This is a genomic window from Paraburkholderia sp. GAS206C, assembly GCF_050435645.1.
In the GTDB taxonomy this organism is placed as follows: domain Bacteria; phylum Pseudomonadota; class Gammaproteobacteria; order Burkholderiales; family Burkholderiaceae; genus Paraburkholderia; species Paraburkholderia phenazinium_B.
Genome location: NZ_JBNDKR010000001.1, coordinates 865,323 through 885,577, shown reverse-complemented (window position 1 = coordinate 885,577; position 20,255 = coordinate 865,323). Strand labels below are relative to the sequence as shown.

Genomic DNA, 20,255 nt, shown 5'->3' with positions numbered 1-20,255 from the left:
CATGTCGCAGTCTTTATCAGTTAGTTCCGTGCAGAGTTTTTGTTTCGGCGAGCCGCAGGGCGAAGGCACACTGCTCTCGCTGAGTCCGGAGCGTTTGTTGCGCGGTCAGCCCGAGCGCCGCGATTGGCCTGTATTCGAGCGCGGCGACGGCAAGATCAGCACCGGCATCTGGAGCGGCACGGCAGGCGCGTGGCGGATCGATTTCCCCGAAGGACAGTTCGAGTTTTTCCACGTGCTGTCGGGCATTGGCGCGATCGTGCCGGATGAAGGCGAACGCAAACCGTTCGGCCCGGGCGATGCTGTGATGGTGCCGGAAGGTTTTCGCGGCGTGTTCGAAGTGACCGAGAAGGTCACGAAGCAGTATATGTTTGTGCAGAATATCTGAGTGACGCGGCGCGAAGCGGGGCTGCTGTTAGCGGCATCGCTTCACGCCTCTCGCGATAGACAACGGCACTCAGTTGTCGAGCAATTGCCCCAACCGCACCACCGTTACCCCAGGCCTAAGCTGTCGCAACGACGGCATCACCAGCACGCAATTGTCATAAGGCGTGACCACCGGTTCACCCTCATTCCAGCCGATCACAGCGCCCGCTTTGGGGAATGTCTCCAAGCCGGTGTAAGCATCTGCAAAGCGGAAATCCATACTCTTTGCCACCACGGGCTCCGTGACACGAATCACACGCATGGCATCCGGCTTCGGCGCGAACCAGTCAGCGGGCAGGTCGGCTTCATCGAGTACACCGGATAGCACCAGGAAGCGCGCCGTGCAGTCCTTCGCCACCACCACCGACGACGGCTCCCAATGCTGGCCGCACTCCACCAGCAGCGCGTTGCGTGTGCTTTGCGGATCGCCGAAGTCGGCATAGTCGCGCATGCGACGCCCTTCCGGATGACCTTCGTCGCTGATCACGGTAGCAGGGGCACCCAGTGCGCGGGACAACGCGATGCCTTTCTCCAGCGGACCTGACACGATCAGCGGCGCGCTACGCTCGTGCATCGAATGCAGGTCGAGCAATGCGTCAACGGTATCGATCACAGGACGCAACGCTTGTGCACGGCGCAGCTCGCTCGAATCCGTGCTCGTGTCATCGAGTTTCGCCGCGGTCCATACCCGGTTGAAATCCTGATCGACGAAGCGCGATGCATCCGGCTTCGAAGCGTCGAAAGTCAGGTAAGCCTCGACGTTCGAAAACGCCAGTGTGAGCTTGCCGCGGCGCGGCCGCACGCCGAGATCGAGCAGCCCCTTGACCGTGATCGCGCCGCACACTTCGTTGCCGTGCGTGAGCGCGTTGATCATCACGTGCGAGCCGGGCAGGCCGCTGTCGAACGTGTAGACATACGGAATGCCGGTATTGCCCGCGGCATAGCCGCTCAGGTCGGGGAATTCGACGTCGACCGGGTAGGCGTGGTCCTGCGGTGAGTGGGTTGTCATGTGAGAGTCCATTCGCAGTCGATAAAGGGCCTTTATCCAGGATTCAGGCAAGGCCGCCCTGGCAAAGGTATTTGATGTGCTGGTAGTCGTCGAGACCGTAGCGCGAACCTTCGCGGCCATAGCCCGACTCCTTCACGCCGCCGAACGGCGCCGCCTCGCTCGCGACGGCGCCCTCGTTGATGCCGATCACGCCGCTTTCGAGCCGTCCGGCGACGCGCCAGATGCGCCGCACATCGTTGGAATAGAAGTATGCCGCGAGTCCGAAAGGCGTGTCGTTGGCTTCGCGCAGAACGTCGGCGTCGTTATCGAAGCGGAACAGCGGTGCAACCGGGCCGAAGGTCTCTTCGCGGAACAGCGCCATGTCGCGGTTGGCGTCGCCGATTACCGTGGGGGCGTAGTAGTGTGGACCGTCCAGCCCTTCACCTTGCAGGCGGCGGCCGCCCGTCAGCACTACGGCGCCATGCGCCAGCGCGTCCTGCACGTGACGCTCGATCTTGTCGACCGCACGGGCATTGATCATCGGGCCGATCTGCGAGTCGTCGCGCGTGGCGGGCCCTACCCGCAGGGCGGCAACACGGTCCACCAGCTTGCGCACGAACGCGTCGTAGATGCCGTTTTGCACATACACCCGGTTCGGGCTCACGCAGGTCTGGCCACCGTTGCGAAACTTCGAGGCCATCAGGCCGTCGACCGCGGCGTCGACATCCGCATCGTCGAAAACGATAAACGGCGCATTGCCACCCAATTCCAGCGAGAGTTTCTTGAGCGTATCAGCCGATTCGCGGGCCAGGTGCTTGCCGACGGGCGTCGATCCAGTGAACGTGATTTTGCGCACACGCGAATCGACGAGCCAGTTAGAAACGGCTGCCGGCGTGTGTTCGCGCGAGGCGGTCACGACGTTCAGCACGCCAGCCGGCAGGCCGGCCTCTTCGGCGAGACGAGCCAGCGCGAGAGCGGTAAGGGGCGTGTCTTCCGCGGGCTTGGCGACCACCGTACAGCCGGCGGCCAGCGCCGGAGCGATCTTGCGGGCGATCATCGCGAGCGGGAAATTCCACGGCGTGATGGCGGCGACCACGCCGACCGGTTCTTTGATCGCCATCATCCGCTTACCGGGCATCAAGGCGGGAATCATGTCGCCGTAGCTGCGTACGGCCTCTTCCGCAAACCATTCCACATACGACGCGCCATACGCCACCTCGCCGCGCGCTTCGGCGAGCGGCTTGCCCTGCTCGCGCGAGATGATGCGCGCGAGGTCCTCGCTATTGGCGACGATCGCGGCATGCCAGCGCTTGAGAAACTGCGCACGTTCGCGGGCTGTACGCTCGCGCCAGCCATCGAAAGCGGCGTGCGCTGCGTCGGTGGCGGCCTGGGCGTCGGCGTCGCTGCTGTCGGGCACGCTCGTAAATTCGCTTCCGCTAGCCGGATCGCTGACGGCATAGCGCGCGCCATCAATAGCATCGCGCCACTCGCCATTGATGAAGTTGTGCGAGCGGGAAAGTTCTGGACGATGGAGTGTGAGTGGCATGGCGAACGCCTGCAAGAATGAGTTCAGGATAACGAAATAGAAAGCCGGGAAAGCAGCACAAAATCATGCCGCGCCCATTCATTCAATCGGTCAACGGAAACAGGCTTTCAATCGGGTAGTGGTTCTTCACGAACGGCGACTTGATCACGACGTAGCTGAAGTACTTTTCAATGCCGATGTTACGTTCCAGCAGATTCTCCATCACGCTCTGGTAATGCACGACGCTGCGCGTGACGAACTTGAGCAGATAGTCGTAGCCGCCGCTGACAAGGTGGCATTCGGCGATCTCATCCACGGTGCGGATGCTGGCCTCGAACTTGGCAAAGTCTTCGCGCCGATGGTCCTGCAAGGTCACTTCGGTAAACACGAGCTGGATGTCACCGAGCTTGTTGAGCTGCAGATGTGCGCCGTAGCCCGCGATGTACCCGGCCTTCTCGAGACGCTTCACGCGAATCAGGCACGGGCTCGGCGAGAGACCGACCGCATCCGCGAGGTCGACGTTGGTTATACGGCCCTTCTTTTGGAGCTGGGACAGGATGCGCAGATCGATGCGGTCCAGCTTCATTGAACTAGCGTTGGTTGACACGGAGGCGATGACCTATGGAAGCGCGGTGACGGAACTATCGTAGCACGCTCCGTCATGAAAAAATTTCACGGCAAACCCGTACGCAGCAAGCCTTTCGACGCATTACGCAGCCGCGCCGCGAGGCTGCCGCGCGATGCCCGAGATCAAGCCTCGGGCACGACCTCAGGCAAGACTGGCGCGTACTTCGGGCGCTTCCAGCACCGTATCGAGCGTTTTGCGCAGGCGTTCGAACATCACGTCGAATTCCTCGCGCGTGTAGCAGAGCGCCGGCGCGAAGCCGAGGATGTTGTCGTTGAAGGCGCGGAAGATCAGGCCGTTGCGATAGGCGGTGGTGGCGATCCGCTCGCTCAGGTTCAGTGCAGGGTCGAAGCGGCGCCGGGTGGCTTTGTCCGACACCAGTTCGAGCGCGCCGAGCAGGCCGCGGCTGCGGGCGTCGCCCACCAGCGGATGGTCGAGCAGGTCGCGCAGGCCCGCTTCGAAGCGCGGCGCCTGAGCCACGCCGTTCGCCAGCAGGCCGCCTTCGTGATAGAGCCGCAGCACTTCGAGACCGATGGCCGCGCTGACCGGATGCGCCGAATAGGTCTGACCATGGCCCACGGCCGAACCGGTGCCTGCACCATCGGCAATGCCGTTGTAGACCTCGTCGGACATCAGCACGGCGCCCATCGGCGCATAGCCCGCGGTGAGGCCCTTCGCCACCGTCATCAGATCCGGCTCGACGTCTTCGCCAGCACAGGCGAACAACGGGCCGGTGCGGCCGAAGCCGGTGATGACTTCATCGGCGACGAACAGGATATCGAGTTCGCGGCATGCGTCACGCATCGCCTTGAGCCAGCCTTTCGGCGGCACGATCACGCCGCCCGAGCCCTGGATCGGCTCGCAGAAGAACGCGGCAACGCGCTCGGCGCCGAGCGACTCGACCTTCGCGCGCAGCGCGGCAACCGACGCGTCGATGACCGCTTGCGGATCGTTGCTCGTTTCGCTGCGATACAGATACGGCGAAGGAATGTAATGCTGGTTCGGCAAAGGCAGATCGAAGTTCTGGTGAAACACGCCGAGTGCCGTCAGCCCCGCACCCACCGACGACGAACCGTGATACCCGCGCTCCAGCGCAATGAACTGCTTTTTCTGCGGCCGGCCGGTGGCGTTGTAGAAGTTCGTGATGTAGCGGACTGCCGCGTCCACCGCATCCGAGCCGCCCAGCGTGAAATACACGTGACGCAGCGAGGCGGGCGCCAGTTCAACCAGTTGTTCAGCAAGCCTGATCGCCGGTTCGCAGCCGAAATGGAAATAACCGGTGGCGTAGGGCAAGCGCGTCATCTGTTCGGTCGCGACGCGCACGATGCTCTCGTGACCGTAGCCGGTATTCACGCACCACAGACCGGAGAATGCGTCGAGCAGTTCGTTGCCCTCGCTATCGCGCAGCCATGCGCCACGGCCCGATTCGAGAATGGTCACGCCGCGCTTCTCGTGAGCACGCATGCTGGCAACCGGGTGGATCAGATGTTTGCGGTCGGATTCGATCAGTGAGGACGTGGACATGGTATGGGGTGCGTGAGTTGTGCGCGCAGCAATGCACGGAGTGCCGGAAAGGTGCGCGCAACGCGTGCCGCGAGCGCGAACCGCATGCAATCCATGGTAACGGGACAGAAACAACGAAGACGCTGGGATTCGCCGCTGCTGGAAGGTGGGAATTGTGTTTTTGCAGGCGGCGCAGCATTTTGTGCTGCGCTGGCGCGCTCAATATCCGCGGGCGCGGTCCACCTGACCGATCAGCGGCTCGCCTTCGCGGTGGCGGCGCAGGTTGTCGAGCACGACATCGACCGCGCTGTCCGGCTGCGTCACGCTGGCAATGTGCGGCGTCAGCATGACGCGCGGGTGATGCCATAGCGGATGATCCGCAGCTAACGGCTCGGGGTCCGCCACGTCCAGCACGGCGGCGCTCAGTTGCCCGCTTTCGAGCGCCTCTAGCAGATGATCCTGCTGCAGATGACCGCCGCGGCCTGTGTTGATCAGCGCGGCCCCGCGTGGCAATTGCGCAAACAGATCGCGGTTCAGGATATGCCGCGTTGCGGCCGTCAGCGGCAGCAGGCAGATCAGAATATCGGTGCGGGCGAGAAATTGCGGCAGCGTGTCGGCGCCCGCGAAACATTCGATCCCGTCGAGCTCGCGCGGCGAACGGCTCCAGCCGGCGCAGGGAAAGCCAAAACTGGCAAGGCGCGTCAGCACGGCCTCACCCAGTACACCGAGACCCAGCACGCCGACGCGCCGCTCGCCTGCGACGCGGGTGCGCACCGGCTGCCAGCGGCCTTCGCGTTGCTGCGCGGCATAGGTGAGCCAGTCGCGGTGCAGCGCCAGCGTGGCGAGCGTCGTGTATTCGACCATCCCCGCCACGATGCCCGGTTCGATCATCCGCACTACCGGCAGATGCGCAGGAATGGCCGACAGATCGAACTGGTCGATCCCGGCGCCCACCGAAAACACCAGTTCCAGATTGGGAAAGGCCGTGGCGAGATCGCGCGGCGGTTCCCAGACGGCGAGGTAGCGAACGGCGTGGGCATCGTCGCCTGAACTGCCGTCCGGCCAGATGCGGAAGGGGATGTCGGGAGCTTTCTCGGCAAAGAGGCGTGCCCATTGGGCGCCGCGCACGGTGTCGGCCTTGTAGAGGAAGGTCATCTCGCGGGGTCCTGGGCGTCGTCGTTTGGGGAGGGCGGTGAGGATCTTTGGAAGCCTATAGCGCCTAACCGAGCGCCTGGTTGGTGATGGCGAAAACGCGTACGTCGCTTTCAGGCCGGGGCGCAGCGCCCCGCACCATGGTGACGACTGCATCTACCTGTTGCAGTCCGAGACCGTCGAGCCAGTCGGACAGACCCGAGTTACCGTCGACGTCGATACGCACGAACTTGCCTTCGTTCGATCCAACCAGGTGGCTGATCAACGCCTGGGCGCCTTCGATATGCGGCGCCACCAGCGGCCCGATCACATGACCGCGGCCGAAGCGGCGCATCAGCGCGAAGCCGACCGGTTCGCCGTCGCGATCGAGCACGACACCTTCCGCCACGTTCAGCAACGCGCCCAGCACCTGTGTGCGGTCATAGCCTGCGGCGCGGTTCAACAGCGCCGAGAGCCGGCCCGGATCGCGCGCGCCGAGTGGACGGATCCGTTCGCCGGGCGCCAGTTGCACGGCCGGCGGATGCGCGCCACCCGTGCCCTGGTGTTGATGGATGCTGCCGATAGCCTTGAAGCCGAACTTTTCGTAGAGCGGCTGGCCGGCCGGCGTGGCGTTCAGGAAGGTGGAGCGCTCGCCGAGCGCGTCCATCGTGCGGGTCATCAGATCGCGGCCGATGCCGCGGCCTTGCTGTTCGGGAGCGACGATCACCATGCCGAGCGAGGCGTGATCCGCACCGAATTTCCAGTGCAACGCGGTGCCGAGCAGGGTGCCGTGGTCCTCGGCGCCGACGCCCGTGCCCAGGTTCAGCGCGAATTCCCAGTCTTCGCGGCGATGCGGCCATTTGACCGCCACCGACAGTTCGTGCGCGGCGGGCAGATCGCCGGCCGTCAGCGGACGAAACCGGACAGGTGCTCCAGCAAGCGGTTCAGTCACTTTCCACTCCTCTTCAATATGCCTGCGTAATGTCGCACCGGCAAAATACTGCGGCTAGGACGATCTTATTGCGCGAGCCGCACCGTGGGAATACCGCACGCTGCGCTGCGCACAGCCCTCATAACGCGTGCTCCGCGCGGTCGTGGCCGGTCATCATGGCAGCAAATGCTGCGCTATCGCCCGTACCATGATTCGAATCTCGTCTGCGACCTGGAATGGACACAATGGACAGCTTCGATCCCGCTCTGATTGCCGTGCGCGGCGCGCACTTCATAGGTGGCCGCTACGTGGACGGCGCCGTTGCACTCGGCGTCACGCGCCCCTCGGACGGCGCAGTCTACGCGGATCTGCCGATCGCCGACGCCGATCTGGTGGATCGTGCTGTCGAGGATGCCTGGCACGCCTTCAAGACCAGCGACTGGGCTCGCTGCGCGCCGCGCGAACGGGCGCGCACGCTGCGCCGCTGGGCCGAATTGATCGAGGCGGATGTGGACACGCTGGCGCGTCTGGAGTCGGTCGGCTCGACGCGGCCCATTCGCGATGCCGTCGCTTGGGATGTGCCGTTCACCGCCGAAGGTATCCGCTTCTACTCCGAATTCGCCGACAAGATCGGCGGCGAGGTCGCGGCGACGCGCCCCGATCATTTAGGCATGATCGTCGCCGAGCCGTACGGTGTGATCGGTGCGATCGCGCCGTGGAATTTCCCGCTGGTGATGGCGTCCTGGAAAATCGCCCCAGCGCTTGCAGCGGGCAATGCGGTGGTGCTGAAGCCGTCGGAGATGACGCCGTTTTCGGTGCTGCGTTTGGCCGAACTCGCGATCGAAGCCGGCATCCCGCCGGGCATCTTCAATGTCGTGCAAGGCGACGGGCGCGTCACGGGCGACGCACTGGTGCGTCATCCGAAGATCGCCAAGGTGACCTTCACCGGCTCGAGCCAGACTGGTGCGGCCATCATGACGGCCTGCGCGCAGACCGGCACCAAGCCTGTGACGCTGGAGCTTGGCGGCAAGAGTCCGCAAGTCGTGTTCGCGGATGCGCCCGATCTCGATCTGGTGGCGCGCCGTATCGCCGGCGCGATTGCCGGCAATGCTGGGCAGGTGTGTGTGGCGGGTTCGCGCTTGATCGTCGAACGTTCGGCCGCGCCGCGTCTGATCGACGGTATTGCCTCCGCGTTCGCTGCGTTGAAGCCTGGGCACACGTGGGCCGCGGGCACGACGCTGCCGCCGATCATCTCGGCCAAGCAGGCACAGCGTATCGAAGGCATCGTCGCGCGTAGCGTCGGGCAGGGCGCACAGATTGCCGCGGGCGGCACGCGCCTGCCGGTGGCTGGTGAGGGGGCCTTCTACGCGCCGACCATCCTGACCAACGTGACTGCAGACTCCGAGGCTGTGCGCGAAGAAGTGTTCGGGCCCGTGCTCACGGTGCAGACCTTCGATGACGAAGACGAGGCGCTCGCGCTCGCCAGCCACGAGAAATATGGTCTTGCGGCGGGCGTTCATACGGCCGATCTGAGCCGCGCGCTACGTGCCATGCGTAGCATCGAAGCGGGCACGGTGTGGATCAACCGCTATGGGCGTACTTCCGATTTTGTGATTCCCACTGGTGGCTACAAGCAATCCGGACTCGGCAAGGATCTCGGCCGCCAGGCGTTTGAAGCGAATCTGCGTTTCAAGAGCGTGCTGATCGATCTGAATCAGGGGGCTTGAATCTGCGTGCGGGCGTGGCTTTCACGCGCGTCGATTTCAGCTCATACATAAGCCCTGCTGCGCGTAGCACGATGTGCTGCTAAAGCGCCATCTATAGCGTCCAATACGGCCGCGTCGGTCTCCGACGCGGCCGTTGTCGTTTATGTCGTCGCCTGGCGATCGCCGTCACCGACCCCGTGAAGCCTTGATTAGCCCGGTTGAGAGCGCCCGCGTAAGGGCATACCCGGGTCGACGAAATGCTGTTCTGATCCCCTTCAGCGGATGCCGCATACTGTGCTGCGAGCGCAGCGAAAAACGGCGGATTGTGTGTTCAGCGCCGTCCATAACACGACAACCCGCATTTTTTGGGGTGGTGTAATTCTCTTCAAGCAGCCGTCGCCGCGCGTGCAGTGACTGCTTTCCCGCTGACTATTGCCCACCACAGGACATAGACATGACCCGCTTCAGGCCCAAATACATCACCTTCGACTGCTACGGCACGCTGACCCGTTTCCGCATGGGCGACATGGCCCGCGAAATTTTTGCCGACCGCGTCGGCGCCGACCATATGGATCAGTTCGTGCGCGACTTCTCGGCGTTTCGCCTTGACGAAGTGCTCGGCGCCTGGAAGCCGTATCAGGAAGTCGTGAAGAACGCCGTGCGCCGCACGCTCAAGCGCTGGAATCTCGCCTACGACGACGCCGAAGCCCAACGTTTCTACGACGCCGTCCCGACCTGGGGTCCGCACGCGGATGTGCCGGAAGGTCTTGCCAAGGTCGCGAAGGAAATCCCGCTGGTGATTCTGTCGAACGCATCGAACGACCAGATCCAGAGCAATGTCGACAAGCTCGGCGCACCGTTTCATGCTGTGTTCACAGCGCAAATGGCACAAGCGTACAAGCCGCGTCTGCAAGCGTTCGAATACATGCTGGACAACCTCGGCTGCGGCCCGGAAGACATCCTGCATGTGTCGTCGAGCCTGCGTTACGACCTGATGTCGGCCAACGATCTCGGCATCAAGAACAAGGTGTTTGTCGCGCGCGGTCATGAACCGTCGACGCCGTTCTACAACTACACCGAGATCAAGGACATCGGTGGTCTGGCCGGCGTCGTCGGTCTTTAAGCCTTGTTTGACGCACTGATGCACTGACGCGCTCAAGCGCGAAGGAACCCGATGAAGCTTGATTCGTACTGGCTCGACACTGCGCCGCCGTTTCTGCACGGGCAGCAAGGCCCGCTCGAAGGCGGCTCCGATGTGGTGGTGATCGGCGGCGGCTTTACCGGCCTGTCTGCGGCACTCGAGTTGGCGAAGCGCGGTATTCCGGTGACGGTGCTGGAAGCCGGGCGCATAGCCGGTGAAGCGTCGGGCCGCAACGGCGGCCAGTGCAACACCGGTCTCGCGCACGATTATGCGGCGCTGGCCGAGCGTATCGGTGCGGACAATGCGCGCGATTTCTATCGTGCGTATGAGAGTGCGGTGGCGACGGTGGCATCGATCGTCAGCGAAGAGAAGATCGATTGCGATTTTTTCCGTGGCGGCAAGATCAAGCTCGCGGCCAAGCCACAGCACTTCGACAAGCTTGCCAAAAGCTACGAATCGCTGTTGCGCAATGTCGATTCGGATGTCGAACTGATTCCTCCGGAACGGATTCGCGAGGAAGTCGGCTCCGATGGTTTTTACGGCGGCCTCGTGCAGCGCAACGGTGCGCAGATGCATATGGGCAAGTTTGGCGTGGGCCTTGCGAATGCCGCTGTCAAACACGGCGCGCGCATTTTTGAATACACACCGGTGACGGGCCTCAAGCGCCTCGAAGGCGAACGTTACGAAGTGGCCACCGAGTTCGGAAAGATCCGCGCCGGGCGCGTACTGGTTGCTACCGGCGCTTCGCAGATCGGCCCATTGCAGTGGTTCCGGCGCCGCATTGCGCCGGTAGGCAGCTTTATCGTCGTCACCGAACCTTTGACGACCGCACAACTCGACGAGATCGTGCCGAAGCGCCGCGCTTATGTGACCACACGCAACATCGGCAACTACTTTCGCGCGACGGCCGACAACCGTTTGCTGTTCGGCGGTCGTGCCCGTTTTGCCATGTCGAATCCGCGTTCCGACGAAAAGAGTGGCCAGATCCTGCGCGCGGGTCTCGCCAACTACTTTCCGAAACTGGCCGACGTGGGCCTCGATTATTGCTGGGGCGGCCTCGTCGACATGACGGCTGACCGGTTGCCGCGCGCGGGCCAGCATGAGGGACTGTTTTACTCGATGGGCTACAGCGGCCATGGTGTGCAGATGTCGGTGCACATGGGTCGCTTGATGGCCGACGTGATGTTCGGCGCCGCCGCGAGCAACCCATGGCGCAAGCTGGAGTGGCCCGCCATTCCAGGCCATTTCGGCCATGCGTGGTTTCTGCCGCTGGTAGGCGCGTATTACCGTTTGCAGGACATTCTGCATTGAACCGATGCAGGGGCAGTACTGTTGTTTGCCGTAGCAGCGCATCTCGTTGCTACGGTTTTCACCAACCATTCCGAGGATGACCATGTTGCGTTTCACCCGTGAGCTTCGCCCCGCAGCACGCCTGCAAGCCGTTCAACGCTTCGCTCTTCAGGCTGGCGTAGCCCTTTCCATGATGTTCGGCGCAAGCCTGAGCCATGCCGATACGCCGACGCTGACCGCGGGTTCGCCGCCTTCGAGCGCGCCGACCACCTTCATGGACGTGAAGACGCAGAAGATCGAAGGCCTGATGCCCGATGTGGTGGATGCGATCGGCAAGCGCGAAGGCTTCAACGTCTCGTTCGATGCGGTGCCGTTTTCGGCGCTGATCCAGTCGGCCGTATCGGGCAAGATCGACATCATCGTGGCGGGCATGACACCGACGCCGAAGCGCGCTGAAGTAGTCGACTTCTCGCAACCGGTTACCGCATTCGGCGAAGGCATCATCGTCAAGGATTCGAACAAGACGGATTACAAGTCGGTGCAGGACCTGAAGGGCACCGTAGTGGGCGCGCCCACCGGCACCGATTACGGCGATCAACTGGTCAAGCTCGGCATTTTCAAGGAAGTGAAGATGTACGACAGCCCCGCCGACATGACGCGCGACGTGGTGCTGGGCCGCATTACCGCCGGCTTTAGCGACTATCCGATTCTCAAGGCGCAGGAAGCGTCGGGCGGCCTGCGCGGCGCGCGCGTGGTGAACGACTACGTGCCGATGGAGAAATTCGACATCGCCATCGCCGTGAAAAAGGGCAATGGTGCACTGCTCGCCAAGATCAACGATGCTCTGACGAAGATGAAGGCCGACGGCTCGCTCAATGCGATCCTGAAGAAGTGGAATCTCGCAAGCTGAACGCGAACCCACCCCGATTCTGAAGAGCACACCGTATGCATTGGCGCGATATAACCGATTTTGTCCCGATTCTGTTCACGGGCGCCCTGATGAGCATCCTCATCACGTTGGGGTGTCTGGTATTGAGCACCGTGCTCGGACTCGTCTGGGCGTTGTTGAAAATGTCGCGCCATCCCGGTGTCGTCACGGTGGTCAGCGCGATGATCAACGTGGTGCGCGGTTTGCCGATGATCGTGCTGCTGTTTTACATCTACTTCGTGCTGCCGGATGTCGGCATTCAGATGACGGCGCTCGAAGCGAGCATCATTGGTCTGGGCTTCGGCTACTCGACCTATGTGGCGGAAATCATCCGCTCGGGCATCGAAGCCGTCGACCCTGGCCAGTTCGAAGCGGCCCAGTCGATCGGCATGGGTCGCGTGAAGACGATGTATCGCGTGATCCTGCCGCAAGCCGTGCGCGTCGCGTTGCCGCCGTATGCGAATACGCTGGTCATGATGTTGAAGGACTCGTCGCTGGCTTCGACGATCACCGTTGCCGAGATGACGCGTGAAGGTCAGTTGATCGCGGCGTCCACGTTTCAGAACGTGACTGTCTATACGCTGGTGGCGCTGGGGTACCTGGCGATGAGTCTGCCGCTGATGAGCCTGACGCGTCATCTGGAAAAGCGTTTCGGCAAGCACAAGGCGAAGTAACCGCGACACGAAGGCGACATGAAGGCTGTACGAACGCTAAACGAGGCCTCTAGCGAGGTCGCAAGCCGGGCCTCAAGCGAGGATGCCATGATCGAGATCGTTGATGTGCACAAGAGCTTCGGCGCCGTTCCGGTGCTGAAGGGCATTTCGTTGAATATCAAGCAGGGCGAAGTAGTGTGCCTGATCGGCGCATCGGGTTCCGGGAAATCGACTCTGCTGCGCTGTATCAACGCGCTCGAGTCGTACGATACCGGTGACATCAAGCTGATGGATCAGCGCGTCGAGCAACGCTCGCGCCACATCAACCGCTTGCGTACGCAAGTGGGCATGGTGTTTCAGCGCTTCAATCTGTTTCCGCATCGCACTGCGCTCGAAAATGTGATGGAAGGCCCTGTTCATGTGAAGGGCGAGCCGAAGCAGCAGGCGCATCGCGAGGCGATCGAATTGCTCGGCAAAGTGGGGCTCGGCGAGAAGCTCCATGCGTATCCGCACCAGCTCTCGGGTGGCCAGCAGCAACGTGTGGCGATTGCGCGCTCGCTTGCCATGAAGCCGAAGGCGATTCTGTTCGACGAACCGACCTCCGCGCTCGATCCAGAACTGGTAGGCGAAGTGCTCGCGGTGATGCGCACGCTCGCGCGCGAGGGCATGACGATGCTGGTGGTCACGCATGAAATGGGCTTTGCCCGCGAAGTGGCCGACCGGGTGTGCTTTCTGCACGGTGGTCTGATCATCGAAGAAGGCAGCGCGCAGCAGGTGCTGTGCTCGCCGCGCGAGCCGCGCACGCGCGAATTTCTGCGTCACGTGCTCACGAACCGGATGGAGACGACAGACGATAGCGCTGGCGCCAATAACGATGGCCACGCGCATGGAGCGACAGCATGAACGGACGATTCATCCGGCTTGGCGAGACCGGACGCAAGAGCGTGAAGATTCGCGTGGACGGTAAAGAGGTAGAAGCGCTCGCAGGCGACACGCTGCTGGTGGCGATGCTCTGCTCTGTGGATCATGTGCGTCAATCGGAATTCGGCAATGAGGTGCGCGCGGGCTTCTGCCTGATGGGCGCCTGCCAGGACTGCTGGGTCTGGACCTCAGACGGCGAGCGGCTGCGTGCCTGCACGACCGTGGTCAGCGAGGGGCTGCATATCCTGACGACACAAGCGGAGGAGCAATGGGCGAACCTGTGATGGGCCAACCTCGCGTGATTATCGTCGGTGCGGGGCCGGCGGGTGTGCGTTGTGCGCAGACACTGCTGGCTGCCGGCATCCGCCCGATCGTCATTGATGAAGGCCGCCGCGACGGCGGGCAGATTTATCGACGTCAGCCGGAGAATTTTTCTCGCCCTTACGCGAAGTTGTATGGGACTGAAGCTACCCGCGCGGAGGATTTGCACAACACGTTTCAACGTTTGCGTCCGCAACTCGATTATCGGCCGGAAACGCTCGCGTGGAATGTCGCGGAGCGCAAGCTGCATGTCGTTCGTGACGGGCACGCAAGCTCACTGCCTTATGACGCGTTGATTCTGTGCCCCGGCGCGACCGATCGTCTGATGCCGGTAAAGGGCTGGCAATTCGCGGGCACTTACAGCCTCGGTGCGTCGCAGATTGCGTTGAAGTCGCAAGCTGTTTCGATTGGCCGCAAAGTGGTGTTCATGGGCTCGGGGCCGTTGCTGTATCTGGTCGCGAGTCAGTATGTGCAAGCCGGCGCTCAAGTGGCGGCAGTGCTCGATACGTCGAAGCTCGGGCAACGTCTGCGCGCGCTGCCGAAACTGCTGGCGCGGCCCGATGTATTGAAGAAGGGCGCCGCGCTCGTGTCGTCACTAAAGAAGGCGGGCGTTGTTGTAGAGAACGGCATCGAGCCATTGGAAATCGTGGGCTCGGACGCCGCCGGCGTGCAAGGCGTGAGCTATCGAAATGCAAGAGGACAGGTACAGCAGATCGCCTGCGATGCGGTAGCGCTCGGCTATCACCTGCGCCCTGAAACGCAACTCGCCGATCTCGCGCGCTGCGCGTTCCGCTTCGACGACAAGTCGCGCCAGTGGTTGCCGCAGATCGACGAACTGGGCCGCAGCTCGGAAGCGGGCGTGTATCTCGCAGGCGACGGTGTGCGTGTGCTCGGCGCAGACGGTGCGGAACTGGCAGGCCGTCTTGCCGCCTATGCGGCATTGCAGGATCTAGGCCACGATATTGACGCCACTACGCTGGACGAACTGAAACGCCAGCAACAGAAGATGGATCGTTTCCGCCAGGGCTTGGTGGAAGCTTTTCCGTGGCCCGCTGCGCAAGCCGCGCGCCTCTCGGACGACACAGTGGCGTGCCGCTGCGAAGGCATCACCGTTGGCGAACTACGCCGTGTTATCCGGGAAGAGGGCGCGTGCGAAGCGAATCGCGCTAAAGCCTTCAGCCGGGTCGGCATGGGACGCTGCCAGGGTCGCTATTGCGGCCATGCAGCAGCGGAAATCATCGCGGATGCGGCCGCTGTGCCGGTCGAACTGGTCGGCCGCTTGCGCGGGCAAGCGCCCGTCAAGCCGCTTTCGATCGCTACCGTTGAGGAGGTCGAATGAGTCGCTCGCAAGCAGATGTGATCATTGTCGGTGGCGGCTTCATGGGCGCGGCCACCGCATTTTTCCTGCGCCAGCGCGGCCGTTCGGTGATTCTGCTCGAGCGTGGCCTCGTCGGACAGCAGGCCAGCGGCGTCAACTTCGGCAATGTGCGGCGCCAGGGGCGTTTCCTGCCGCAATTGCCGCTCGCGAATCGCTCGCGTGAGATCTGGGGCAAGTTGCCGGAACTGATCCAGCACGACGCAGAGTTTCTGATGTCGGGCCACATTCGCATCGCCTATCGCGACGAACAGGCGGACCAGTTTGAAATCTATGCAAAAGAGGCCAACCAGTACGGCTTAAAGCTTGACCTCTTTCGCGGCGCTGAAATGAAGGCGCGCTTTCCGTTCCTCGGCCCGGAAGTGCTGTGTGCGTCCTATTCGGAGAAAGACGGTCATGCGAATCCGCGACTCGCGGCGCCGGCATTCGGGCGTGCCGCGGCACGTCTCGGTGCGCAGATCATCGAGAACACCGAGATCGTGACCGTCGAAAAGGAAGGCGCGGAATTTCGCGCTACCAGTACGGATGGCCGCACGTTCCATGCGCCGGTGCTGTTAGTGACTGCGGGAGCATGGGGTAGTTTGTTGAGCGAACAGTTCGGCGAGCCGGTGCCGATCGCCGTGCATGGCCCGCAAATGGCCGTGACCGAACCGACTACGTACGGAATCCGTCCGGTAGTGGGCGTGTCGTCGCCGAATATCGAGGAAGTGCTGTATTTCCGCCAGGTCAAGCGCGGCAACATCGTGATTGGCGGTTGTGCGCGGGGGCCGGCTTATCCAGACGTGCGGCGCGCTTATGTGTTGCCGCAGAACACCATGCTGCAGTTTCGTCAGATGCACCGCCTTGCGCCGGCGCTGGCGAAGCTCAATATTATCCGCGTGTGGAGCGGGATTGAAGGCTATATGCCCGATGATCGTCCGGTCATGGGCGCAAGCGGCAATGTCAGCGGCCTTTACTACGCGTTCGGTTTTTGCGGACATGGCTTTCAGCTCGGACCGGGCGTGGGCGACACGATGGCCGAACTGATCGACACCGGCGCAACCAGCACGCCGCTGGAACCGTTCGATATTCGCCGTTTTGCCACCGTGGCCGCGCGGGCACAGCAAGCTGCTTAGGAATCGAGATCATGCTGACCGATCACGCAAGCATGTTTGCGGACGATGTGACCGAGAAGGCACCGGTCGCATCGCTTCGTCTTGATCTGGCTACGACGCTCGCACAACCGCGTCGTGCGACGAGGCCCATAGAACGGGTGATCGAGTTCATCGAAACATCGTTCTCCCAACCTGTGACGCTCGCGACACTCGCTGCCAAGGCGGAGTTGAGCGTATCGCGCTTTGCAGCGCTCTTTCGCGCCGAGATGGGGATCTCGCCGCATCGCTATGTTTGCCAGGTCAGAATCCGGCACGCGCAGCGTCTTTTGCGTGGAGGGTTGCCGCCGTCGATCGTGGCGACGGAAGTGGGCTTCTTCGATCAGAGCCACCTCGGCCGGCATTTCAAGCGTGCGGTGGGCACGACGCCTAGCGCGTACCTGGCGTCGCGTAGTTAGGGTGCGGTCGGTGCACAGCTGGCGGGTGAGACTAGCTATAGCTGGCGAGTAGCTAACACGAGGCCGCACGCGGTGGCCTCGCTGCAGGCTCAATCAAACGTAGTTACCAATCCGTTCCGCAATCGCCGCACCAATCTCATCCGTCGACGCTTCCCCGCCCATATCGCGCGTGCGCGGTCCTTGCTTCAGCACGTCCGAGATCGCCGCCACAATCGCTTCATGCGCATCGTGCTCAGCGCCCGCACCTTCGCCGAGGAAGTCGAGCATCATCGCCGCGGACCAGATCATCGCAACCGGATTGGCGATATGCTTGCCTGCAATATCCGGCGCCGAGCCGTGAACCGGTTCGAATAGCGAAGGAAAGCGCCGCTCCGGATTCAGGTTCGCGGACGGGGCAATGCCGATCGTGCCCGTGCAGGCCGGACCGAGATCCGAGAGAATGTCGCCGAACAGGTTGGACGCAACCACTACATCGAAGCGCTGCGGCTGCAACACGAAACGCGCGCACAGGATGTCGATATGCTGCTTTTCCCACGTGATGTCGGGGTACGTGGCCGCGATTTCGGCGGCGCGCTCGTCCCACCAAGGCATGCTGATGGAAATGCCGTTGCTCTTGGTTGCTACCGTCACGTGACGCCGGGCGCGGCGTTGCGCGAGATCGAAGGCGAACTTCAATACGCGGTTGGTGCCGTGACGCGTGAAGATGGACTGCTGCATCACCACTTCACGCTCGGTGCCTTCGAACATCTTGCCGCCCACCGACGAATATTCGCCCTCGGTGTTCTCGCGCACGACGAAGAAGTCGATGTCTTTCGCGTTGTGTTCGGCGAGCGGCGAGCGCACGCCTTCGAACGTGCGTGCCGGGCGCAGATTGACGTACTGGTCGAACTCGCGGCGGAACTTGAGAAGCGAGCCCCACAGGGAGATATGATCGGGCACGGTGTCGGGCCAGCCGACCGCGCCGAACAGGATGGCATCGCAGTCGGCAAGCTGCGTTTTCCAGTCGTCGGGCATCATCTGGCCGGTTTGCGCGTAGTAGTCGCAACTGGCCCACTCGATGTGCTTGTACGAGAGTTCGATGCCGAAGCGGCGATTGACTGAGTCGAGGACGCGGAGTGCTTCCGGCATTACTTCACGGCCGATGCCGTCGCCGGGGATCACGGCGATACGATGTTGTTTGCGGGTCATGTCGAACGTCCGGATGAATGGCGTTGGGCCGTAGATGGGAGACAATGCGCGGCGCGACGGCAGGCCACGCGAGTGAATCCATTCTATTGATCCGGACGAGGCGAAACAGCCCTTTGCAGGTTAATCCACTTTCCACGAATCGTGAATAAAACGCCCAATCTCGCCGACCTTCGCGTGTTCTGTGCTGTTGCGCGGCATGCCAGTTTCAGCGCCACCGCGGAATTGCTGGGCGTGTCGCCGGCATTCGTCAGCAAGCGTGTCGCCATGCTCGAAGCCGATCTCGGCACGCGCTTACTACACCGCTCCACGCGGCGCGTGACGATCACCGAGGCGGGCGCGCAGGTTTTCGCGTGGGCCGAGAAGATTCTCGATGACGTGGAGCACCTGGTCGAAGATGTCTCCACGACTCAGCGCATCCCGAGCGGCACGTTGCGCATTTCCAGCAGCTTCGGCTTTGGCCGGCATGTGGTTGCGCCCGCGGTGGCGCGCTTGTCGGCGGCTTATCCGCAGCTCAATGTGCGGCTTGACCTGCTCGACCGGATCGTCGATGTTGCTGCGGAGGGTTTCGATCTCGACGTGCGCATCGGCGACGAGATCGCGCCGCATCTGATTGCGCGCAAGCTGGCGGCGAACCATAGGGTGCTGTGTGCGTCGCCGGAGTATCTGGAACGTCATGGCAAGCCGCGTGAACTGGCCGACCTCGTTGCGCACCGCTGTCTGGTCATCAAGGAGCGCGATCACCCGTTCGGCGTGTGGCGGCTCAGCGTCAAGGGCAAGGAGACGCAGTTGAAGGTGACTGGGCCGCTCTCGACAAATCACGGAGAGATCGCGGTGCAATGGGCCGTGGCCGGGTACGGCATCGTACTGCGTTCGATCTGGGACGTCGCGCCGTTGCTGGAGAACGGTACGCTTGTGCAGGTGTTGCCTCAGGTGTCCCAGGCCGCGAACGTATGGGCGGTGTATCCCGAACGCCGTGCGAGTTCGGCAAAAGTGCGGGCGTGCGTGGACTTTCTGGTGAAAGAGTTCAAGGGGTGGAAGGGCGGCGCGGCGCTTCACAGTGCGTCATGAAAAATCACTCCGAGCGTGTGGCGATGCCCTGAAAGCAGCCGGCTCACGCCGTGCCGCATGTTGACCCGATAACTGCCGCGTGTGCCCTGCACGGGGCGATGATGCACGGCGAACACAACAGCATCGCCTTTACGTAACGGCATCACTGCAACACGTGACTGCATACGCGGCCGCTGCTCGGTCAGCACAAACTCGCCGCCGGTGAAATCTTCTCCCGGCTCGGAGAGCAGGATAGCCAACTGCAGCGGAAACACATGCTCGCCGTACAGATCCTGATGCAGGCAGTTGTAGTCGTCCTTCGCGTACTGAAGGATCAGCGGCGTCGGCCGTGTCTGACCGGCATCGTGGCAACGGCGGATGAATTCGGCGTGCTGCGCGGGGTAGCATGCGTCGATATGCATGAGCGTGTTCCATCGGTTCGCTACCGGCACCAGATGCGGATATACCGAGCGGCGCAGCGTACCAATCAGATCGGGCAACGGATAGCCATAGTACTTGTATTCGCCGCGACCGAAACCGTGGCGCTCCATCACAACCCGGCTGCGATATAGCGCATCGCGTGAATACAGCGCGCTTAGCCCATCGCATGCCTGCGGCGACAGAAGGCCTTGAATCATCGCGCCGCCTTGCTGGTCGAGATTCTGCTCGACGTTCCACCAGTCAACTGCCTCGACGCGGCGCGCCGTCTCTGCGTCCGATGCATCAAGTAAAGCAGTGGTCGTATCGGTGACGTTCGCGTTTTGGGGAACGTGCTTCAGAACGGTGTTCATGCGAGGCTCCAGATTCTGCTTCAATAGACCCAGTGTATGAAAATGCGCGTCGCGGGACACCCCGGGTCTTGCTCTCCAATTCGGCGGAACTCCTCTGGCGGGCAGCAGTCATGGATTTGAAAGGCCAGGTCTTAACCAAATCCAAAGACTCGCTTCAGAAATGCGAACTTCGCGAAACGTGCCATAAGGTTCATAGTAATAGTCTGTTTAGCTTATCCG

The 20,255-nt window shown here is 62.4% G+C and carries 20 protein-coding genes; 12 read left to right on the top strand and 8 right to left on the bottom strand.

Going from position 1 to position 20,255, the window contains the following annotated elements:
* Position 1: 1 nt before the first annotated feature.
* Positions 2 to 385, top strand: coding sequence for a cupin domain-containing protein (locus tag P3T20_RS04110; protein ID WP_429286143.1), 384 nt, complete (start codon positions 2 to 4; stop codon positions 383 to 385).
* A 69-nt stretch (positions 386 to 454) separates the two neighbouring features.
* Here the strand turns inward: P3T20_RS04110 and P3T20_RS04105 are convergent, their stop codons facing one another.
* From P3T20_RS04105 to P3T20_RS04080, 6 genes are all read right to left on the bottom strand, one after another.
* Positions 455 to 1,432, bottom strand: coding sequence for a M14 family metallopeptidase (locus P3T20_RS04105; RefSeq protein WP_429286142.1), 978 nt, complete (start codon positions 1,430 to 1,432; stop codon positions 455 to 457).
* Positions 1,433 to 1,475: 43 nt separating this feature from the next.
* The gene (locus P3T20_RS04100) at positions 1,476 to 2,957 is read right to left on the bottom strand and encodes an NAD-dependent succinate-semialdehyde dehydrogenase (protein ID WP_429286141.1); all 1,482 of its coding nucleotides are present in this window, start codon (positions 2,955 to 2,957) and stop codon (positions 1,476 to 1,478) included.
* Positions 2,958 to 3,039: 82 nt separating this feature from the next.
* Positions 3,040 to 3,522: an Lrp/AsnC family transcriptional regulator gene (locus P3T20_RS04095; protein ID WP_074266378.1), complete on the bottom strand. Its 483-nt coding sequence runs from the start codon at positions 3,520 to 3,522 to the stop codon at positions 3,040 to 3,042.
* Positions 3,523 to 3,705: 183 nt separating this feature from the next.
* Complete coding sequence (locus P3T20_RS04090) at positions 3,706 to 5,085, bottom strand: aspartate aminotransferase family protein (protein WP_429286140.1); 1,380 nt, start codon at positions 5,083 to 5,085, stop codon at positions 3,706 to 3,708.
* A gap of 198 nt (positions 5,086 to 5,283) precedes the next feature.
* A complete protein-coding gene (locus P3T20_RS04085) occupies positions 5,284 to 6,219 on the bottom strand; it encodes a 2-hydroxyacid dehydrogenase (protein WP_429286139.1) in 936 nt (311 codons plus the stop codon).
* Between the two features lie 64 nt (positions 6,220 to 6,283).
* On the bottom strand, positions 6,284 to 7,147 hold the full coding sequence (locus P3T20_RS04080) for a GNAT family N-acetyltransferase (RefSeq protein ID WP_429286138.1): 864 nt from the start codon (positions 7,145 to 7,147) through the stop codon (positions 6,284 to 6,286).
* A 224-nt stretch (positions 7,148 to 7,371) separates the two neighbouring features.
* Here P3T20_RS04080 and P3T20_RS04075 point away from each other — a divergent pair, with 224 nt between their 5' ends.
* The 10 genes from P3T20_RS04075 to P3T20_RS04030 all read left to right on the top strand — a co-directional run bounded on the left by P3T20_RS04075 (position 7,372) and on the right by P3T20_RS04030 (position 17,010).
* The gene (locus P3T20_RS04075; RefSeq protein WP_429286137.1) at positions 7,372 to 8,853 is read left to right on the top strand and encodes an aldehyde dehydrogenase family protein; all 1,482 of its coding nucleotides are present in this window, start codon (positions 7,372 to 7,374) and stop codon (positions 8,851 to 8,853) included.
* A 433-nt stretch (positions 8,854 to 9,286) separates the two neighbouring features.
* Positions 9,287 to 9,955, top strand: coding sequence for a haloacid dehalogenase type II (locus P3T20_RS04070; protein WP_429286136.1), 669 nt, complete (start codon positions 9,287 to 9,289; stop codon positions 9,953 to 9,955).
* 51 nt (positions 9,956 to 10,006) lie between these two features.
* Positions 10,007 to 11,284 (top strand): NAD(P)/FAD-dependent oxidoreductase, encoded by a 1,278-nt coding sequence (locus P3T20_RS04065; RefSeq protein ID WP_429286135.1) that lies wholly within the window; start codon positions 10,007 to 10,009, stop codon positions 11,282 to 11,284.
* Positions 11,285 to 11,366: 82 nt separating this feature from the next.
* The gene (locus P3T20_RS04060; RefSeq protein WP_074266371.1) at positions 11,367 to 12,173 is read left to right on the top strand and encodes an ABC transporter substrate-binding protein; all 807 of its coding nucleotides are present in this window, start codon (positions 11,367 to 11,369) and stop codon (positions 12,171 to 12,173) included.
* A 35-nt stretch (positions 12,174 to 12,208) separates the two neighbouring features.
* Positions 12,209 to 12,865, top strand: a complete 657-nt coding sequence (locus P3T20_RS04055; protein ID WP_074266370.1) for an amino acid ABC transporter permease — start codon at positions 12,209 to 12,211, stop codon at positions 12,863 to 12,865.
* Positions 12,866 to 12,952: 87 nt separating this feature from the next.
* On the top strand, positions 12,953 to 13,747 hold the full coding sequence (locus P3T20_RS04050; RefSeq protein WP_074266369.1) for an amino acid ABC transporter ATP-binding protein: 795 nt from the start codon (positions 12,953 to 12,955) through the stop codon (positions 13,745 to 13,747).
* Positions 13,744 to 14,049 (top strand): (2Fe-2S)-binding protein, encoded by a 306-nt coding sequence (locus P3T20_RS04045; RefSeq protein WP_074266368.1) that lies wholly within the window; start codon positions 13,744 to 13,746, stop codon positions 14,047 to 14,049. The genes P3T20_RS04050 and P3T20_RS04045 overlap by 4 nt, the downstream gene beginning before the upstream one ends.
* Positions 14,049 to 15,425: an FAD-dependent oxidoreductase gene (locus P3T20_RS04040; protein WP_429286200.1), complete on the top strand. Its 1,377-nt coding sequence runs from the start codon at positions 14,049 to 14,051 to the stop codon at positions 15,423 to 15,425. Before P3T20_RS04045 ends, P3T20_RS04040 begins: the two co-directional genes overlap by 1 nt.
* On the top strand, positions 15,422 to 16,576 hold the full coding sequence (locus P3T20_RS04035) for an NAD(P)/FAD-dependent oxidoreductase (RefSeq protein ID WP_429286134.1): 1,155 nt from the start codon (positions 15,422 to 15,424) through the stop codon (positions 16,574 to 16,576). The genes P3T20_RS04040 and P3T20_RS04035 overlap by 4 nt, the downstream gene beginning before the upstream one ends.
* A gap of 11 nt (positions 16,577 to 16,587) precedes the next feature.
* Entirely contained in the window at positions 16,588 to 17,010 is a 423-nt protein-coding gene (locus P3T20_RS04030; RefSeq protein WP_429286133.1) for a helix-turn-helix domain-containing protein, read from the top strand.
* Positions 17,011 to 17,103: 93 nt separating this feature from the next.
* Here P3T20_RS04030 and P3T20_RS04025 read toward each other — a convergent pair whose 3' ends face one another.
* Positions 17,104 to 18,198 carry a tartrate dehydrogenase gene (locus P3T20_RS04025; RefSeq protein ID WP_429286132.1) on the bottom strand — a complete coding sequence of 365 codons (1,095 nt, stop codon included), beginning with the start codon at positions 18,196 to 18,198 and terminating at the stop codon, positions 17,104 to 17,106.
* 141 nt (positions 18,199 to 18,339) lie between these two features.
* On the opposite strand from P3T20_RS04025, the gene P3T20_RS04020 reads away from it, so the two are divergent.
* Positions 18,340 to 19,266 carry a LysR family transcriptional regulator gene (locus P3T20_RS04020; protein ID WP_429286131.1) on the top strand — a complete coding sequence of 309 codons (927 nt, stop codon included), beginning with the start codon at positions 18,340 to 18,342 and terminating at the stop codon, positions 19,264 to 19,266.
* On the opposite strand, the gene P3T20_RS04015 is transcribed toward P3T20_RS04020, so the two are convergent.
* On the bottom strand, positions 19,251 to 20,036 hold the full coding sequence (locus tag P3T20_RS04015) for a 2OG-Fe(II) oxygenase (protein ID WP_429286130.1): 786 nt from the start codon (positions 20,034 to 20,036) through the stop codon (positions 19,251 to 19,253). The two genes, P3T20_RS04020 and P3T20_RS04015, sit on opposite strands and share 16 nt — an antisense overlap.
* Positions 20,037 to 20,255 lie beyond the last annotated feature (219 nt).